Genomic DNA, 16,378 nt, shown 5'->3' on the forward strand with positions numbered 1-16,378 from the left:
CAAACCAGTCGCCCTCCCGAAAGGAGGGCCGGTCGCATTGGCCCGGCATACCGCAACAGCAGGGAGATCAGAACCGGTGACGGATGCCCGTTGTCACGAGAAACTGATTGCTCGCCGTGGACGGCGCGGAGGTGCCGTTGATTTGCACGGTGTTCAGCCCGCGACCGTTGTTCGCGCCAAGCTGCGTGACCGCTTCGGCATAGACGTCGGTGCGCTTGGACAGCGAGTAGTCTGCTTGCAGGCCGAACTGATTCCAGTGGGCCGCGCCGGTATTCGTGTCGGTGGTGCCCGGCGCCGCGCGCAGTGCCTGCGTATAGGTGTAGGCCGCGCCCAGACCCAGTTCCGGCGTCAGGTTGTAGCGTGCATTGACTTCGTAGTTGTTATAGCGAACCGAGATATCCGAAAACTTGTCCTGGAAGCGGCTCTGCGTAAATACGGTGCCGAGAATGACCGGACCGAACGCGTAGCTTCCGCCCAGACCCCAGGTGCGCTGATTCTGAACGCCGCTGATGGCGGACGCCGCGAAGGTGCCGCCGCTGATCGCGCCATTGCTCTGATTCAGGTCCATGCCCTGGTACTGGAGATAGGCGGCGCCCAGTTGCAAGCCACCGTTGCGGTACCCCGCGCCGACGCTGTAAGCGCGGTTGTCCGCGAAGCCCGCATTGTTCGAGAAGCCGTACAGGCCGCTCATCGAGAAGCCTCCGTAGTTCGCGCTCTGGAACTTGACGGAATTGTTGACGCTGATCGAAGAGTTCGCGTTGTCGTTATCGCCCGGATGGGCGAAATACGTGCCGCCCCAACTGCCGGCCGCCGTCAGCGGTGCGAGGTAATCGACCACGGAGTCGTATTGGCGGCCGAACGAAACCGTACCGTACTCGTTGGACAGGCCAACATACGCTTGACGGTTGAACAGCTTGTTGGCGACCGCCTGGTTGCCATTGGCAATGTTGAAGCCGCTTTCCAGGTTGAAGACCGTTTTCAGTCCGCCGCCCAGGTCTTCGACACCGCGCAGGCCCCAGCGGCTCGGCTGGATGTTACCGCCCGTCATGCCGAACATGGCCTTGCCACCGGTGACGCGCCCGTCGGACGTCACGGTGGAATCCTTGCTGACTTCATTGCTCACGTACGTCAAACCGGCATCGACAATGCCGTATAGCGTGACGCTGCTCTGGGCGTGCGCCGCGCACGCAAAAGTGGCGGATACGGCGGTCGCAGTAATGATTTTTTTCATTTTTAATACCTTGGCGTTTAATCTTAGAACTCGGTTGCCGGCATGAGATTAAATCTGCCGTAACCACGATGCACCCGTCTCCAATTCCACTTTAATTCACGTTGAAGACAGATTCTGCGTGCAATCCGGATTTTAGACGCCAGCAACTCAGGCTCTCGCACAAAACAATGCAAAAGTATTTTTGACTTATATTTGAGACGCCGCTAAAACGACAGATGAAGCCCGGCCAACAACGGATATGCACGAGTCCCAACGCGACTCATTGCGGCGGCCGGAAAGGCCGACCGTTGTTGAAGCCCAACAAAATAAAACCCCGTCTTTTTTTGAGAAAGAAATACCGATACCGTAAATAAAATTAAATCACATTTAACCCGCCTATAAATCGCAGGCAGGAGACCATTGATTATCGGTTAAAAAAACAATATCTCAATTTTTCGGCACACATCTGTTACAGCGTTGGTGATATCATGAATCAGCTTCAGGCAATGCGCGTATTTATCAACATCGCAGACACCATGTCATTCGGGCAGGCCGCGGCCAATCTCGGCATTTCGAATGCCATGGCCACGCGTTATCTTGAGCAACTCGAAGCTCATCTCAATACAAGGCTTGTCAATCGCAATACGCGCAGCCTCTCCCTGACCGAAGAGGGTGAGATCTACTCGAAGGGCTGCCGCAACGTCCTCGACGAAATCGAGGAGATCGAAACGGTGGCGATACGCGGCACGGTCGAGCCGTCCGGCACGTTGAAAATCGCGGCCGGCGCGTCGTTCTCACTGTCCAGCCTGACACCTCTGCTCCAGGAATATCTGCGGCAGTATCCGAACGTCAGACTCTCGGTCACGCTCCTGCATCAGCACGTCGATTTTGTGAAGGAGGGCTTCGACGTCGGCATCGTGCTGCCCAAGCAGATCAGCGGCACGACGTTGATCAAACGCTCGCTGCTGAGTGTGCGTCCCATTGCCGTCGCGTCCCCCAGCTATCTCGCCGTCAAAGGGGTCCCGTCGCGGCCGGCGGATTTGAGCCTGCACACTTTTCTCGCCCTCACCGCCGCCTCGCATGACGGCGACTGGATCTTCGTTTCACCGGATCGGCGCGAGAAACGCGTGACGCTCGACGCCACGCTGGTGGTGAACAATGCGTTGATGTTGCGGCAAGCCGCGCTCGCGGGCATGGGTGTCGCGGTACTGCCTGAAAACCATGTGCTGACCGATTTGCGCAATGGCATGCTCATGCAGGTTCTGACGGACTTCCGTATCACGAATGCCGACAAGGAACTGGCGCTGGTGTACGCGGATCGCCGCCATATTTCCGCGAAAACGCGCTCATTCGTCGACTTTTCAGTCGAGTGGTTTCGCATCAATGCGGACCGCTTGACCTCCGTCGCGCCCGTCAGTAAGTAGTTGGCGCGGCCAGAGGCGCCGCCCTTCGGCCGGCCCTCGTCAATCGGCGTCCCAGCGAGCTGGCCAGCGCGGCCCTGCCCTGCGCTTGCGTACCCAAAATGAGGACAGCGCGGCGCGCGCCCTCCTTCATACTGCGTTATCGATTCGCACCGCCCGCGAAGAGCCAGATAGCCCCGGCGGGCAATCCCGGTAGCGAAGATTCAGGAGACGCGCATGAACCGCCCCTTCAAACCCTATCCATTCTCGCCGCGTCGCCACGAAGGCGTAGTGCCACCGCTGGTCGACGGGTGCGACCCGCTCAGGCGGCCGGTGGCGATCGTCGGCGGCGGCCCGGTCGGCATGACGCTGGCGCTCGCGCTGGCTCGCCAGGGCGTGCGCTCGGTGCTGATCGAAGCCGACGACAGCGTCTGCACCGGCAGCCGCGCGATCTGCATTTCGCGGCGCAGCCTCGAGATTTTCAAACGCCTCGGCGTGGTGCAAGGCTTCCTGCAAAAAGGCTTGCCGTGGGCGGGCGGCCGCAGCTTCTATCGCGATGCCGAAGTGTTCCGCTTCGCCATGCATCACGACGACGAACAATCGCTGCCGCCGATGATCAACATCGCGCAATACCAGATCGAACAGTTGCTGCTCGACGAGGTGGAACGGCATGCCGACCTGATCGAGGTGCGCTGGCAGACTCGCGTGACCGGCCTCGAACAGGGCCCGGCGCAAGACAGTCGCGGCGAGCCAGTCCGCGCGGCCGGCGCGACGCTCGCGCTGCGCACCGGTAACACCGCGTGGCGCATGCACGCCGACTGGGTCGTCGCCTGCGACGGCGGTCGCAGCACGATTCGCGAGGCGCTCGGTCTCAAGCTCACCGGCACCACGTACGAAGGCCGCTACGTGATCGTGGATATCGACCTGAACAGCACGCGCGCCACCGAGCGTCTCGCCTATTTCGATCCGCCCTCCAATCCCGGCTCGACGGTGCTGGTGCACAAACAGCCTGATAACGTCTGGCGTATCGACTACCAGCTTCGCGACGACGAAGACCCGGAAGCCGCCGTCAAGCCGGAGAACGTCTTGCCGCGTGTGCAGAGCGTACTCGACTCGATGGGCGAGACGGGCGAATGGTCGCCGATCTGGATCACCGTCTACAAGGCCAACGCGTTGACGCTCGAACGCTACCGGCATGGCCGGGTGCTGTTCGCGGGCGACGCCGCGCATCTCGTGCCGATCTTCGGCGTGCGCGGCGCCAATTCCGGTATCGACGACGCGGACAACCTCGGCTGGAAACTGGCTTGCGTGGTGAACGGGGTGGCTTCGCCGCATCTGCTCGACAGCTACAGCGACGAGCGCGTGTTCGCGGCGCGTGAGAACCTGAGCTACGGCATGAAGAGCACGGAATTCATGGCACCGCCTTCGTTCGCCTTCACGCTGATGCGCGAGGCCGTGCTCGGTCTCGCCGGGCGGCACGCCGCCGTGCGTGCGCTGATCAATCCACGGCAGACGCATGCAATCGCCTACACGCGCTCGCCGCTGAACGAGGCCGCCGCCGACCCGGCCGGTTCGTTCAGCCGGGGCCCGGCGCCCGGCGCCGTGTTGCCGGAGTGCCGGCTCAAACGCATGGACAACGGCTCGAGCGTCGATATCCATCTCACGGATCTGCTCGAACCGTGCTTCACGGCGCTGCGCTTCGGCGCGCACGCCGACCCCGCGCAAGAGCATGCATGGCAGGAACTGCAAGCCACGCTGACCCGACAAGGCATTCCGTTCAAAGCCATCACGCTCGCTGCGGACAAGACTTCACAGGCCGCCCGCCCGACGGTGCTCGATCACGCCGGCCGTCTGCACGACATGTTCGACGCCACGCCCGGCACGGTCTATCTGATCCGGCCAGATGGCCACGTACTCGCCCGCTGGCGCGACGGCAGCGCAGCGGACACGCAGCGCGCCATCAGCGCCGCGCTGACGATCTGACTCACGGAGACTCACTTCATGACCGATAGCGATCTCGACCTGGTCTACACCACGCTGTGCAAGACCCTCACGAACGAAGGCGAACCACAGGCGCCGTTATATCTGGCCCGCCTCGCCATGCTGTGCCTGACCGAACTCGACGACCCGCAGCGGGCGTTGTCGTTGATCGAAGCGGCACGCCTGCCGGCCGCGACCGCGGTGACTGCATAAGGCGAAAAAAAGCCGCCGCGCCGGGTATGGCGCGGCGGCTTTTCCTGCTGGCGGATGTCATTGCTTCGGATATAAGCCCAGCGTGCTCGCATGCAGGCGCGCAAGACCGAGCAACGCATCCGTGTACGGGGTGGCAACGCCGGTCAGTTGTCCGAGCTCACGAACGGCGGCCACCAGCGCGTCGAGTTCGACCGCTTTACCCGCCTGTACGTCCTGCAGCATCGAGGTTTTCATCGCGCCGAGTTTGAGCGTGACCTCGTGGCGGTCCGCTGGCTCCTGTTCGATCGGAATCCCGAAACGCGCGCCGATCTCCTTGGCCTCCAGCATGATGCTCGTCACGAAGTTGCGCGCCAGCTCGTCGCTGAGAATCCGGTCGGTGGTCGCGCCGGTGATGGCGCTGATCGGGTTCATCGTCATGTTGCCCCACAGCTTGTACCAGACGTCGCGCTGAATCTGCGCCGACATCGACGCATTGAAGCCGGCCGCCGCGAGCGTGGCCGTGAGCGACGCGACGCGCTCGCCCGACGGCCCCGCCGCCTCGCCGATAATCAGCCCATTGCCCTGATGATGCCGGATCACGCCCGGGGCCTCGACGAGGCAGCTGGCGTGCACCACGCAACCCACGGTCTGCGTGCCCGGGATCGCGGCGGCGATCGCACCGTCGGGATCGATCGACTTCAGGCGCTTGCAGGCGAAGTCCCGGCCGAGCCCGTCGCAGAACCACCACGGCACGCCGTTCATCGCGGTCAGCACGATGGTCTGCGCGCCGAGCAACGGCGCGATCCGCGCGGCCACCGACGCCATGGCCGGCCCCTTCACGGCGACCACGACGAGATCCTGCACGCCGAGATCCGCGGGCTCGTCGCTCGCGTTCACCTTCACGCCATGGGTCACGCCACCTTCGATCAGACGCAGGCCGTGCTCCCGCAGCGCGGCGAGCGTTTCGCCGCGCGCCACCACGCTCACCGCGTGGCCGGCCTGGGCGAGCTTCACCCCCATCCAGCCGCCGATTGCGCCGGCGCCGTAGATAGCTACTTTCATCGTTTCAATCCTTATAACTCGCGTCGATGCGGTCCACTCGCCGCACCAGTGCGTCGAACACGTCCTGCCCCGCGCCGTGACGCGGATCGAACTGCAGCGCGTCGCGCGAACAGCGAATCGCGACCTCTTCCGGCACCGGCCGCGCGCGGCCCATCGCGAAGGTCGCCATCTGGATTTCGCAGGCCCGGTTCAGCGTCCACAGGATCGCGAAAGTTTGCGGCAAGGTGTGGCCCCACGCAAGCAGGCCATGATTGCGCAGGATCACCGCCTGCCGGTCGCCGATATGTTCGAGCAGGCGCGGGCCTTCTTCCGCGTGCACCGTGATGCCCTCGAAATCGTGATACGCAATGCGGCCGTGCAATTGTGCGCTGTAAAAGTTGGTCTGCTGCAAACCGTCTTCCAGACAGGCCACGGCGACGCCCGCCGTGGTGTGCGTGTGCATCACGCAGTGCGCGTCCGGCAAGCCTTCGTGAATCGCCGCATGCACGACGAAACCGGCCGGATTCACCGGATACGGCGAGTGATCGAGCACGCGGCCCCGCGCATCGATCTTCACGAGGTTGCTCGCCGTCACTTCGCTATAGTGCAGCCCGAACGGATTGATCAGGAACTGCCGCTCGCCGCCGTTCACACTGGCGGGAATGCGCAACGTGATGTGGTTGTAGATCATCTCGGTCCAGCCGAGCATGTCGAAAATGCGGTAGCACGCCGCGAGTTGCACGCGCGCCCGCCATTCGTCCGGATGCATCGCGTGGGTCTTCGGCGCGCCCGGCGCCTGTATGTCGAGAGTGGTCATCTGCGGCTTCCTTGTTATCGTTCTGTTGATCGAAAGAGTCGCGCTCAGGCGTCCGACACCACGGCCGCGATCGACGACGCCACGTAATCCGCGTTGCGCGCGTTCAGCCCGGCCACGCACATGCGCCCGGAGCGCAGCACGTACACCGCGTATTCATTGCGCAGGCGCTCCACCTGGCTTTCGCTCAGCCCCGTATACGTGAACATGCCGCGTTGCGCGACGTAGCGCGCGCATCACTTCATCCACACGGCCGGCCAGTCCGGCGTGGATCGTGCCGCGCATGGCGAGAATCCGCTCGCGCATGGCGGCGAGTTCCGCTTCCCATGAAGCGCGCAACGACGCATCCGCCAGCACGTTGGCGACGAGCCGTGCGCCGTGCGTGGGCGGATTGCTGTAATTCGCGCGCACCGTCGACATCAATTGCCCGAGCACGCGGCCGGCCTCTTCCGCGCTCTTGCAGACCACGCTCAACGCGCCGACGCGCTCGCCGTACAACGAGAAATTCTTCGAAAACGAATTCGCGGCGATCAACGGAATGCCTGCGTCGGCCAGCAGGCGCACGCAGGCGGCGTCTTCCTGCAGACCCGCGCCAAAACCCTGATACGCCATATCGACGAAGGCGATCAGCTTGCGGCGCTGCAATACCGGCACCAGTTCCGCCCATTGCGCCGGGCTCAGATCGACGCCGGTCGGGTTATGGCAGCAGGCGTGCAGCAGCACCACGCTTTGCTCCGGCAAACGGTCGATCGTCTCGATCATGTCGGCAAAACGCAAGCCGCCCGTGTGTTCGTCGTAGTACGGATAGGTGTTGACTGTCAGCCCCGCGCCCTCGAACACGACGCGATGGTTCTCCCAGCTCGGGTCGCTGATCCAGATCTGCGAGCCCGGAAAATAGCGCTTCAGGAAGTCGGCGCCGACCTTGAGCGCGCCCGATCCGCCGATGGTTTGCAACGTCGCGATCCGTCCCGCCTTGCGTGCCTCGCTGTCCGCGCCGAATACGAGTGCCTGCGCCGCATCGCGATAGAGCGGCAGGCCCGCCATCGGCAGATACGAGCGCGGGCCGATCGAGTCGAGCAGCGCGGTTTCGGCCCGACGCACGGCGTCCATGACCGGCAGCTTGCCGGCGTCGTCGAAGTAGATGCCGATGCTCAGATTGACCTTGTTCGACCGGGGGTCGAGTTGAAAGTCTTCGTTCAGGCTCAGAATCGGGTCGCCTGGATAAGCGGGAATGTGCTCGAACATGGTGAATCCTTGAAGGTGGCCTCGCTGCGGCCTCGGTTTGGCGCTATGGTGTGACGACCGCCCGGCGTGAGCCGGTTTTCTCGTGGCGGCTTGCTTGGCCGCCCGCTCACGGCACGGCGAGACGGAAGTCTAAGCGGCTTTGGCTGCGTGCGTCGATTGGGACAAGTCTCCGCGAACGGCCCGCAGTACACAATCAATCGATTTTTCACGATTCGTAAGTTTTTCTTTAGAATCGCCTGATGCCACTCACACGCGTCACCATCCGTCAGTTCGAAGCGTTTCTCGCCATCGTCGATTTGCATAGCATCGGCGCGGCGGCGGAGCGGCTCGGCCTGACTTCGTCGGCGGTCAGCCAGTTGCTGGGCGACCTCGAAACGGAACTCGGCTTTCGTCTGTTCGACCGCACCACGCGGCGTGTGAATCTGTCGAGCGCGGGCCAGGACTTTCTGTCGTCGGCGGAATCGGTGTTGCGCCATGTGCGCGCCGCCGCGCAATCCGCCGACGATATCCGCAACCGCGCCGCCGGCATCGTGCGGATCGGCGCCCCGCTGGTATTGGCGGCGACCGCGCTGCCCGCGGCCATCGCCGACTATGCGCGCGACAAACCGAAGGTGGTGGTCCGCATTTGCGACACCGTGGTCGAGCAACTGGTGGAGCGCGTGGAAAGCGGCGACGTGGACCTCGCGATCGGCCCGGACCGGCAGAGCGGCGCACGCGTGCGGTGCGATCCGGCGTTCGCGAGCCCCTGGGTGATGTGGTGCGCGGCGAGCCATCCGCTGAACGCGCGCCGCCGCGTGCAATGGCCGCACTTGCGCGGCGTGCCGATCATCGCCACCGGCCGCGACCACGAGCGCGCTGTCGGGCAGATGCTGGCGAACCTGCCGGTGGAGGCGCGCATCATCCCCGTGGACGTGGTGGACAACGTCACCACGGCGTTCGGCCTCGCCGCGCAGGGGCTGGCCGTCACGCTCGCGCCCGCCTACGTCGCGCCATTGGCGCGCAGCTTCGGGCTGGTCATGAAGCGGATTGTCGACCCCGAAACGATCCGCGAGGTGTGCGTGTATCGCTCCACCGAGCGCGCGCTGTCGCCGCCCGCCGATGGTTTCGCGGATTTCATCATGCCGTGGCTGAAACGCTGGGATCGCGACACGCAGGCCGATGCGCGGTCAAGGCGCGTATGAGTGGCGCGGGAGTGGCGCATGAGTGGCGCACGACGGGCGCATGACGAGCCTCTACGAGGCGCGTATGAGGCACGGCGGCTGCGCCTGCCGGCTCAGGCGCGCTCGGGCAGCATGCACAACGCGAACAACTGGCGTTGGCTCGATATGCCCAGTCGCGCGTAAGCGCGCTTCTGATACGTGATCACACTGGCGGGCTTGACGCCCATGCGCTGGGCGATTTCAGCGGCGCTCGCGCCTTCGAGCGTGCCGCGCAGCACGTCGAGTTCGCGCGGCGTGAGTGCCGGGCAAGCACGCCTGACGCGCGCCAGCATCGCGGCGGCCGGGCCTTGCTGATGCTGTCCGTTCAGCGCGTAATGGCCCCTGGCCGCGTGCGCGAACAGGGGCGCGAGGCTTTCCACACGCTCCAGTTCGCCCGGTTCAAACGTGCCATAGGCGCGGTCGCGGTACAGATTGATCGACAGCCAGACGCTTTCCATGGGTTGCACGAGCAGCGACAGCCGGTCGGAGACATTCGGCTGCGCGTAGCAGGCCGCGCGATAGGCTTCGTTTTCGATCTCGTCGCTCCGCTGCTGGTGCAGCACCAATGCGTCGCGAGCCTGTTTTTCGTGCGGCCGGCTGATGATCGCGCGATTGCCGTCGAGCGTATGGAAATGCGTGGCGTAGCGATCGGCGATGTCGCGCAGAAAGCGGCCGCCGCGATGATCGGCAGCGGAAACCGTGCGCGGCCTCGCGCCGAACTCATAGGCGAAGATGGTGCACTGCGAAACCGGCAGCGTATCGCCGACCGTTTTCAGCATGCTTGCGGCCAGCGCGTCGGCATCCGCGTGCGAGATCGACATGACGAGTTCGCTCGCGCGCGAGGTGCTGATCTGTGCGCTGCGGTGCGGTGGAGTAATGCGCCAGGAACGCATGATGGGGATCGGTTGCCGTGCTGGGGTTCGGTCCGGCAAGCGTAGCACAGGGCAGCGTGCGAGCCGTTTTCAGCACCCCGGACGAGCGCGCTTACTTCCGGGTAAACGATCCCCGCTGAAACGTCACCATTCTCGGCAGCTCAATCGTAAAGACCGTACCCGTGGCTTCGTCGGAATTCACGCTGACCTTGCCGCCGTGCATGCGCGCGATCTCCTGCACGATATGCAGGCCGAGCCCCAGCCCCTCGCGCGAGCGTGCTCCGCTGTTGTTCGGCCCAAAGGCCTTGAACAGATGCGGAAACACCTCGGACGGAATGGTCCCGCGATTGGCGACCTTCAGGCGCACCGAATCGACCGCTTCGCCGTCCACCTCGACGCCGATATCGCCACCCGGCGCGCCGTGGTGCAGCGCGTTGCTCACCAGGTTCGACACGGCCTGCCAGACGAGGTCCGTGTCCCACGCGCCCGCCGTATTGCCGCGGCTCGCGAACACGATCTGCTTGCCGTTCTCGCGCGACGCGAACTCGTCGATCACCGACCGGCACAGCGCCGCCAGCTCGATCGAGCGCGGCTGCAACGGCAAACGGCCGCCTTGCAGACGGGCGAGATTGAGCAACTGATCGACCATGCGGGCCATGCGCAGCGAACTGTTCTTCACGCGCGTGGCGACGGTGGCCGACTGTTCGTCGGCCGCCGTGCGCATCAGGTATTCCGCCGACGCCAGCACCGCGCCGAGCGGCGTGCGCAAATCGTGACTCAGCACCGCCATCAGCATCTCGTTGGCTTCCAGCATCTGCCGCGTGGTGACGAGCTGCGCCGCGAGTTGCCGCTTCTGCTGTTCGAGCTGCACGAACACGTCGACTTTGGATTGCAGAATGCGCGGATCGAACGGCTTGTAGAGGAAGTCGACCGCGCCGGCCTCATAGCCGCGAAAGGTACGCGAAGCGTCCTGCGCGGTCGCCGTCAGAAAGATGATCGGCACGTGCGAGGTGCGCGGACTGCCACGCATCAGCGCAGCGAGTTCGAAACCGTTCATGCCTGGCATGTTGACGTCGAGGATCGCCAGCGCGACTTCGTGCTTGAGCAGCAGGTCGAGCGCCGCCGTGCCCGAATCGGCGACCAGCACGGTGAGATCCGGCCGCGCCAGCAAGGCCTCGAGCGCCGTGATGTTGTGGACGATGTCGTCGACGATCAGAATGTTCACGGGTGAATTCGTCATGGCATCGGATCAGAAAGAGGCCGGTAAAGCGGCAAGCCGCTGGGCCATGGTTTCAGGAGAGTAAATAAATTCGGCCGCGCCGCGCTCAATCGCGGCACGCGGCATTTCAGGCGAGCTGGCGGTGTCCGGCGCCTGCACCCAGGTGGTGCCGCCCAGCGCGCGCACCCGCTTCAATCCCTGCGCGCCGTCGTCGTTGGCGCCGGATAACAGGATCGCCAGCAGGCGTTCGCCATACACGGCGGCGGCCGACTCGAACAGCACGTCGATCGAAGGCCGCGAAAAACGCACGGCGGCGTCGGTGGATAGCGCGACGGTGCGGTCCACCTCCACCAGCATGTGATAGCCCGGCGGCGCGATGTGCACGCGACCCGGCATGATGCGTTCGCCCGCATCGGGCTCGAGCACCGGCAACGCGCAGCGGTGCGCGAACGCGCCCACCAGATAGCTGGGTGAATCGGGCGGCAGGTGCGTGACGATCATGACGGCCGGCGCAAAGTCCGCGGGCAGCCCGCCGAGCAGCACGTTCAGCGCTTCGATGCCGCCCGCCGAGCCGCCGAGCACGACCAGCTCGTAGCCGCGCGCCGCTTCGGCGCGCGGTTGGGGATCGGCGGCGGACTGGACAGGTGAGCGTGGCATGATGAACCCGCTAGCGCTTCTGATAAATGCGTTCGCCCGGGCGGAACTCGTCGAACGCTTCGTAATGACGGGAAAAACGTAAGCTTTCCTTACTGCCCAAGCCCAGAAAACCGCGCCGCACGAGCGCGTTTTCGAACAGACCCAGCGCGCGATCCTGCAAACCGCGATCGAAATAGATCAGCACGTTGCGGCACGATACCAGATGCGCTTCGAGAAAGACTTCGTCGGTGGAGAGGCTGTGGTCGGCGAATACCACGCGCCCTTTTAACGAGCCCGCAAAGCGCGCGCCGCCATAGGCAGCGTGGTAGTAGTCGGACAGTGAACGCTTGCCGCCCGCGGCCAGGTAGTTCTGCGTGAAGCCCTGAATCCGGTCGAGCGCGTAGATGCCGGACTCGGCGCGCGCGAGTGCGTCCGGGCTGATGTCGGTCGCGTAGAACAGCGTGCGCTCGGTCAGACCCTCTTCGTCGAAGAGAATTTTCAGCGACCACAGTTCCTCGCCGGTGCTGCATCCCGCCACCCACACCTTGATCGACGGATAGGTGCGCAAACGCGGCAGAACATGCTCGCGCAGCGCAAGGAAATACGCCGGATCGCGAAACATGTCGCTCACCTGGACCGTGAGGTACTGAAACAGCCGCGAGAACTCCTCGCCGTCGCGCATGATGCGGTCCTGCAACTGCGACAGCGTCTTGAGCCCGAACTCGTCGAGCGCCTGGGACAGGCGGCGCCGCAGCGACGACATCGCATAGTGACGGAAGTCGTGCTGATACTTGAGATAAATCGCCTCCAGCAGCAATTTCAACTCGATGTCGAAATCGCTGAGGCGTTGCGGCGCGTCGAATTCGGACTGGCTCATTGGCACTCGCTCATGCGTACCCGCTGACAGGTTCCCGTTCCATGGCTAGCGTTGCCGCAACCACACGCGGCACAGCGCGACCAGCTTGTCCACGTCGATCGGCTTGGAGACGTAATCGTCCGCGCCGGCTTCGAGGCAGCGGGTGCGGTCGTTCGCCATCGCCTTCGCGGTCAGCGCGATGATCGGCAAGTGAGCAAAACGCGGATCGCGGCGAATCTCGCCCATCGCGGTCAAGCCGTCCATCTCCGGCATCATGATATCCATCAGGATCAGATGCACTTCGGGACCGTTTTCCAGCGCGTCGAGCGCTTCGCGGCCGTTGCGCGCAATCTGCAGTTTCGCACCGAGCGGCTCCAGCACGTGCGAGAGCGCGAAAATATTGCGCACGTCGTCTTCGGCCAGCAGGATCGTGCGGCCCTCGAAGGCATTGTCGCGCTGACGCACCGTGCGCAGCATGCGCTGCTGCTCGGGCGCGAGCGACGACTCGACGCTGTGCAGGAACAGCGTGACTTCGTCGAGCAGACGCTCGGGCGACTTCGCCCCTTTGATGATGATCGATTTCGAATAGCGGCGCAGGCGGTGCTCTTCGTCGTCGGAGAGCATGCGGCCGGTGTACACGATGACAGGCAGCGAGACATGCGCGGTGTTCGTCGCGAGGCGTTCGAGCAGGTCGTAGCCGGTGCCGTCGGGCAGCGCGAGATCGGTCACCACGCAGTCGAACGAGACCTTCGCCAGATATTCGAGCGCTTCCGCCAAAGTTGCAACCGCAACGATCTCGGTGTTCTCGCTTTGCAGGAGCGCACGGATGCTTTCGCGCATCGGCGCATCGTCCTCGATCACCAGCACGCGTTTCAGACGCTGCTGCAGGCGCGCTTCGAGGCGGCGGATCGCGGCTTCCATCGTGCTGCGCGCCGTCGGCTTGAGCGTATAGCCGATGGCGCCAAGATGCAGTGCCTTGTCGGCGTGATCCGTGGCCGAGACGATATGAATCGGAATATGCCGCGTGAGCGGATCGTTCTTCAGCCACTCCAGCACGGTGAGGCCGGAGCGGTCCGGCAAGCCGACATCGAGCAGCACCGCCGCCGGGCGCATGTCGCGCACCAGCGCGAGGCCGCTGGCGGCGTCGCTGGCGTGAACGAAATCGAAGTCCAGTTCATGGGTCAGATCGCGCAGGATTTCGGCGAAGGCCACATCGTCTTCCACGGCCACGATCAGACGGCCGGCACGCGTGCGGTGGTCGCGGTCGTCGGCAATCGGGCCGATCGGGGTGTCGGGCCCATTGCCCGTCGCGAGGTCGCCGCCGAGGCCGTTCACGAGGCCATTCGCGGGCGTGATCACCGCGGGCGTGTCGGCGCTCGAAGGCGGCCGCGTCAGCAGCGGCTCCGCCGTCGATCCGGCCCCCGTCTGCGCGCCGGCCGGCGGCACGGCCGATCCGAGTACGGGCGCGTGAGCGTCGGCACTTGCGCTCAACGCTGCCTGAGCGTCGAGCGGCAACCACAGCGAAAACACACTGCCCTTGCCGAGCTCGCTGGCAACGGTGATCCTGCCGCCCAGCAGGCGCGAAAACTCGCGCGAAATCGACAGGCCCAGACCGCTCCCGCCGTATTGACGACTAGTCGAGCCGTCCGCCTGCTGGAACGCTTCGAAGATCATGTCCAGCTTGTCCGGCGCGATGCCGATGCCGGAGTCGCGCACGTCGATGCGCAGCATGTCGCCTTCAACGGGTGCGACCGAGAGCGCCACCTCGCCGTGTTCGGTGAATTTCACTGCGTTCGAGAGCAGGTTGCGCAGAATCTGGGTGACGCGCTGGCCGTCGGTGATGAACGTATCCGGCGTGCCCGGCAGGCGTTCGAACGCCAGGCGCAAATGTTTGGCGCCGGCCATCGGCTTGAACATTTCCTCCAGCGCCTGAAGGGTCGCGTCGATCGACACCGTTTCGAGTTCGACCGTGACCTGTCCGGCTTCGACCTTCGACAGATCGAGAATGTCGTTGATCAGCACCAGCAGGTCGCTGTTGGAGGCGTGAATCGTCTCCGCGTAGCGCACCTGTTCTTCGGTCAGATTGCCGGTGCGGTTCTGCTGCAAGAGCTTCGCGAGAATCAGCGAACTGTTCAGCGGTGTGCGCAGTTCGTGCGACATGTTGGCGAGGAATTCGGACTTGTAGCGGCTCGACTGTTCGAGGCGCTCCGCGTTGGCCGCGAGGTCCGCCTGCGCGCGCAGCAGATCGGACTTTTGCCGCTCGAGACGCTGCGCATATTCTTCCAGCTGCACGTTGGTCTGCTCGAGCTCCGCCTGTTGCGCCTCCAGCCGCGTTTGCGATTCCATCAACGCGCGGCCGCGTTCTTCGAGTCCCTCGTTGGAGACGCGCAGTTCTTCCTGCTGAACCTGCAGCTCTTCGTTCAACTGCTGCGTTTCGGCCAGCGCGTCCTGCAGACGCTCGCGATACAACGCCGCCTCGACGAAGTCGCCCATGCTATTCGCGATCAGTTCCATGAACTCCTGGTCGCGCGGCGCCAGTTCACGCACAAAGCCCAGTTCGACGACGCCGTTGACCTCGCCGTCGTTTTCGATCGGCATGATGAGCAGGTTCTTCGGCGCGCTCTTGCCGGTCGCCGACACCACCTGCACATAATTCGCCGGCACATCGCGCAAGACCAGCGTGCGGCGCGCGGCCGCCGCCTGGCCGATCAGCGTCTCGCCTTCTTCGAAACTGCGCGCCGCGCCCTGTTCGCTTTCACGGCTGAAACCGTAGGTCGCGATGCGGCGCAGCGTGCCATGCCGTTTGTCGCGCACGTACAGCGCGGCAACGACGACACCCAGATACTGCGCGAGGAAATCGAGCATCGCGCGGCCCACCAGCAGCGAGGTCGCCTGACCGACCACCTTTTCGGCAAGCAGACGTTGCCCCGAGCGCAACCACACCTGCTCCTGCAGCATGTCGGTCTGGTCGGCCTGCTGCCGCAGCGCGGCGTCGTAGGTGGACGACAGGCTCGTCAGTTCGCGTCGCCCCATCCACGCGAGCAGGCCGCTCACGCTCAGGCTGAAGAGCAGAAACACGCTCACCAGCGTGGTGGTGACGCGGCGCGTCGCCTCGGCGCGTTCCTGGCGCAGGCGCAATTCGACATCGAGAAAATCGCCGAATTCACGGCGCGTTTCATCGAATTCGATCTTGCCGCGACCGCTCGCCACGGCGCTTTCGAAGTCCTGATTACGCCGGCGCGCGTCGATCATCTGCTCGGCAAAGTTGCTCCAGCGTTGCTGGATCGCCTCGATCTGCTTGAGCTTTTCGACTTGCGGCGGGTTGTCGGAGACCAGTTCCCGCAAGGCCTCGATCTGGGTTTTGAAGCGCGGGCCGCCTTCTTCATACGGCGTGAGGAAACTCTCGTCGCCCGTGATCAGGAAGCCTCGCATCGAAGACTCGCGGTCGACCGCGAGGCGCAGCATTTCATTGGCCTGGCCGATCACGCGCTCGGAGTGCTCGGCCCAGTTCATGGTCGAGACCAGATAAGCAATCAGCCCAACGAACACAGCCATCGTTACCAGGCCGACACCCAAAGGCAACGCAATGTTACGTCGAATGATGCTGCGAAAACGATTCTGGTCGACGGCCTGAGATGCGGTCATTTTTTCTGTCTTCGGCTGGGCGAATCGAGTCGATTCGGAATATTTTTCGGATATTTTGAGCGATTCATT

The 16,378-nt window shown here is 64.1% G+C and carries 12 protein-coding genes and 1 pseudogene; 4 read left to right on the forward strand and 9 right to left on the reverse strand.

What is annotated here, in order from left to right; translation table 11 throughout:
• Positions 1–67 precede the first annotated feature (67 nt).
• Entirely contained in the window at positions 68–1,231 is a 1,164-nt protein-coding gene (locus tag CJU94_RS23035) for a porin (protein ID WP_095420993.1), read from the reverse strand.
• A gap of 467 nt (positions 1,232–1,698) precedes the next feature.
• Here CJU94_RS23035 and CJU94_RS23040 point away from each other — a divergent pair, with 467 nt between their 5' ends.
• The 3 genes from CJU94_RS23040 (at position 1,699) to CJU94_RS23050 (ending at position 4,803) form a co-directional block, all read left to right on the forward strand.
• Complete coding sequence (locus CJU94_RS23040) at positions 1,699–2,634, forward strand: LysR family transcriptional regulator (RefSeq protein ID WP_095420994.1); 936 nt, start codon at positions 1,699–1,701, stop codon at positions 2,632–2,634.
• Positions 2,635–2,847: 213 nt separating this feature from the next.
• On the forward strand, positions 2,848–4,593 hold the full coding sequence (locus CJU94_RS23045) for an FAD-dependent oxidoreductase (protein ID WP_095420995.1): 1,746 nt from the start codon (positions 2,848–2,850) through the stop codon (positions 4,591–4,593).
• An 18-nt stretch (positions 4,594–4,611) separates the two neighbouring features.
• The gene (locus CJU94_RS23050) at positions 4,612–4,803 is read left to right on the forward strand and encodes a hypothetical protein (RefSeq protein WP_095420996.1); all 192 of its coding nucleotides are present in this window, start codon (positions 4,612–4,614) and stop codon (positions 4,801–4,803) included.
• Between the two features lie 57 nt (positions 4,804–4,860).
• Here the strand turns inward: CJU94_RS23050 and CJU94_RS23055 are convergent, their stop codons facing one another.
• The 3 genes and pseudogenes from CJU94_RS23055 to CJU94_RS23065 all read right to left on the reverse strand — a co-directional run bounded on the left by CJU94_RS23055 (position 4,861) and on the right by CJU94_RS23065 (position 7,882).
• Positions 4,861–5,844 carry a 2-dehydropantoate 2-reductase gene (locus CJU94_RS23055; protein WP_095420997.1) on the reverse strand — a complete coding sequence of 328 codons (984 nt, stop codon included), beginning with the start codon at positions 5,842–5,844 and terminating at the stop codon, positions 4,861–4,863.
• A 4-nt stretch (positions 5,845–5,848) separates the two neighbouring features.
• Positions 5,849–6,640 (reverse strand): class II aldolase/adducin family protein, encoded by a 792-nt coding sequence (locus CJU94_RS23060; protein WP_095420998.1) that lies wholly within the window; start codon positions 6,638–6,640, stop codon positions 5,849–5,851.
• A gap of 44 nt (positions 6,641–6,684) precedes the next feature.
• Positions 6,685–7,882 (reverse strand): annotated as a pseudogene (locus CJU94_RS23065) (amino acid aminotransferase).
• 239 nt (positions 7,883–8,121) lie between these two features.
• Here CJU94_RS23065 and CJU94_RS23070 point away from each other — a divergent pair.
• On the forward strand, positions 8,122–9,063 hold the full coding sequence (locus CJU94_RS23070; RefSeq protein WP_095420999.1) for a LysR family transcriptional regulator: 942 nt from the start codon (positions 8,122–8,124) through the stop codon (positions 9,061–9,063).
• Between the two features lie 92 nt (positions 9,064–9,155).
• Here CJU94_RS23070 and CJU94_RS23075 read toward each other — a convergent pair whose 3' ends face one another.
• From CJU94_RS23075 to CJU94_RS23095, 5 genes are all read right to left on the reverse strand, one after another.
• Positions 9,156–9,974 carry a helix-turn-helix transcriptional regulator gene (locus CJU94_RS23075; protein WP_095421000.1) on the reverse strand — a complete coding sequence of 273 codons (819 nt, stop codon included), beginning with the start codon at positions 9,972–9,974 and terminating at the stop codon, positions 9,156–9,158.
• A gap of 91 nt (positions 9,975–10,065) precedes the next feature.
• Positions 10,066–11,193 (reverse strand): hybrid sensor histidine kinase/response regulator, encoded by a 1,128-nt coding sequence (locus CJU94_RS23080; protein ID WP_095421001.1) that lies wholly within the window; start codon positions 11,191–11,193, stop codon positions 10,066–10,068.
• Between the two features lie 9 nt (positions 11,194–11,202).
• Positions 11,203–11,829 (reverse strand): chemotaxis protein CheB, encoded by a 627-nt coding sequence (locus CJU94_RS23085; RefSeq protein ID WP_095421002.1) that lies wholly within the window; start codon positions 11,827–11,829, stop codon positions 11,203–11,205.
• Positions 11,830–11,839: 10 nt separating this feature from the next.
• Positions 11,840–12,685: a CheR family methyltransferase gene (locus CJU94_RS23090; protein WP_095421003.1), complete on the reverse strand. Its 846-nt coding sequence runs from the start codon at positions 12,683–12,685 to the stop codon at positions 11,840–11,842.
• A 45-nt stretch (positions 12,686–12,730) separates the two neighbouring features.
• The gene (locus CJU94_RS23095; protein WP_095422754.1) at positions 12,731–16,309 is read right to left on the reverse strand and encodes a response regulator; all 3,579 of its coding nucleotides are present in this window, start codon (positions 16,307–16,309) and stop codon (positions 12,731–12,733) included.
• Between the last annotated feature and the right edge of the window lie 69 nt (positions 16,310–16,378).

It is taken from the genome of Paraburkholderia aromaticivorans (assembly GCF_002278075.1).
Classification (GTDB): Bacteria; Pseudomonadota; Gammaproteobacteria; order Burkholderiales; family Burkholderiaceae; genus Paraburkholderia; species Paraburkholderia aromaticivorans.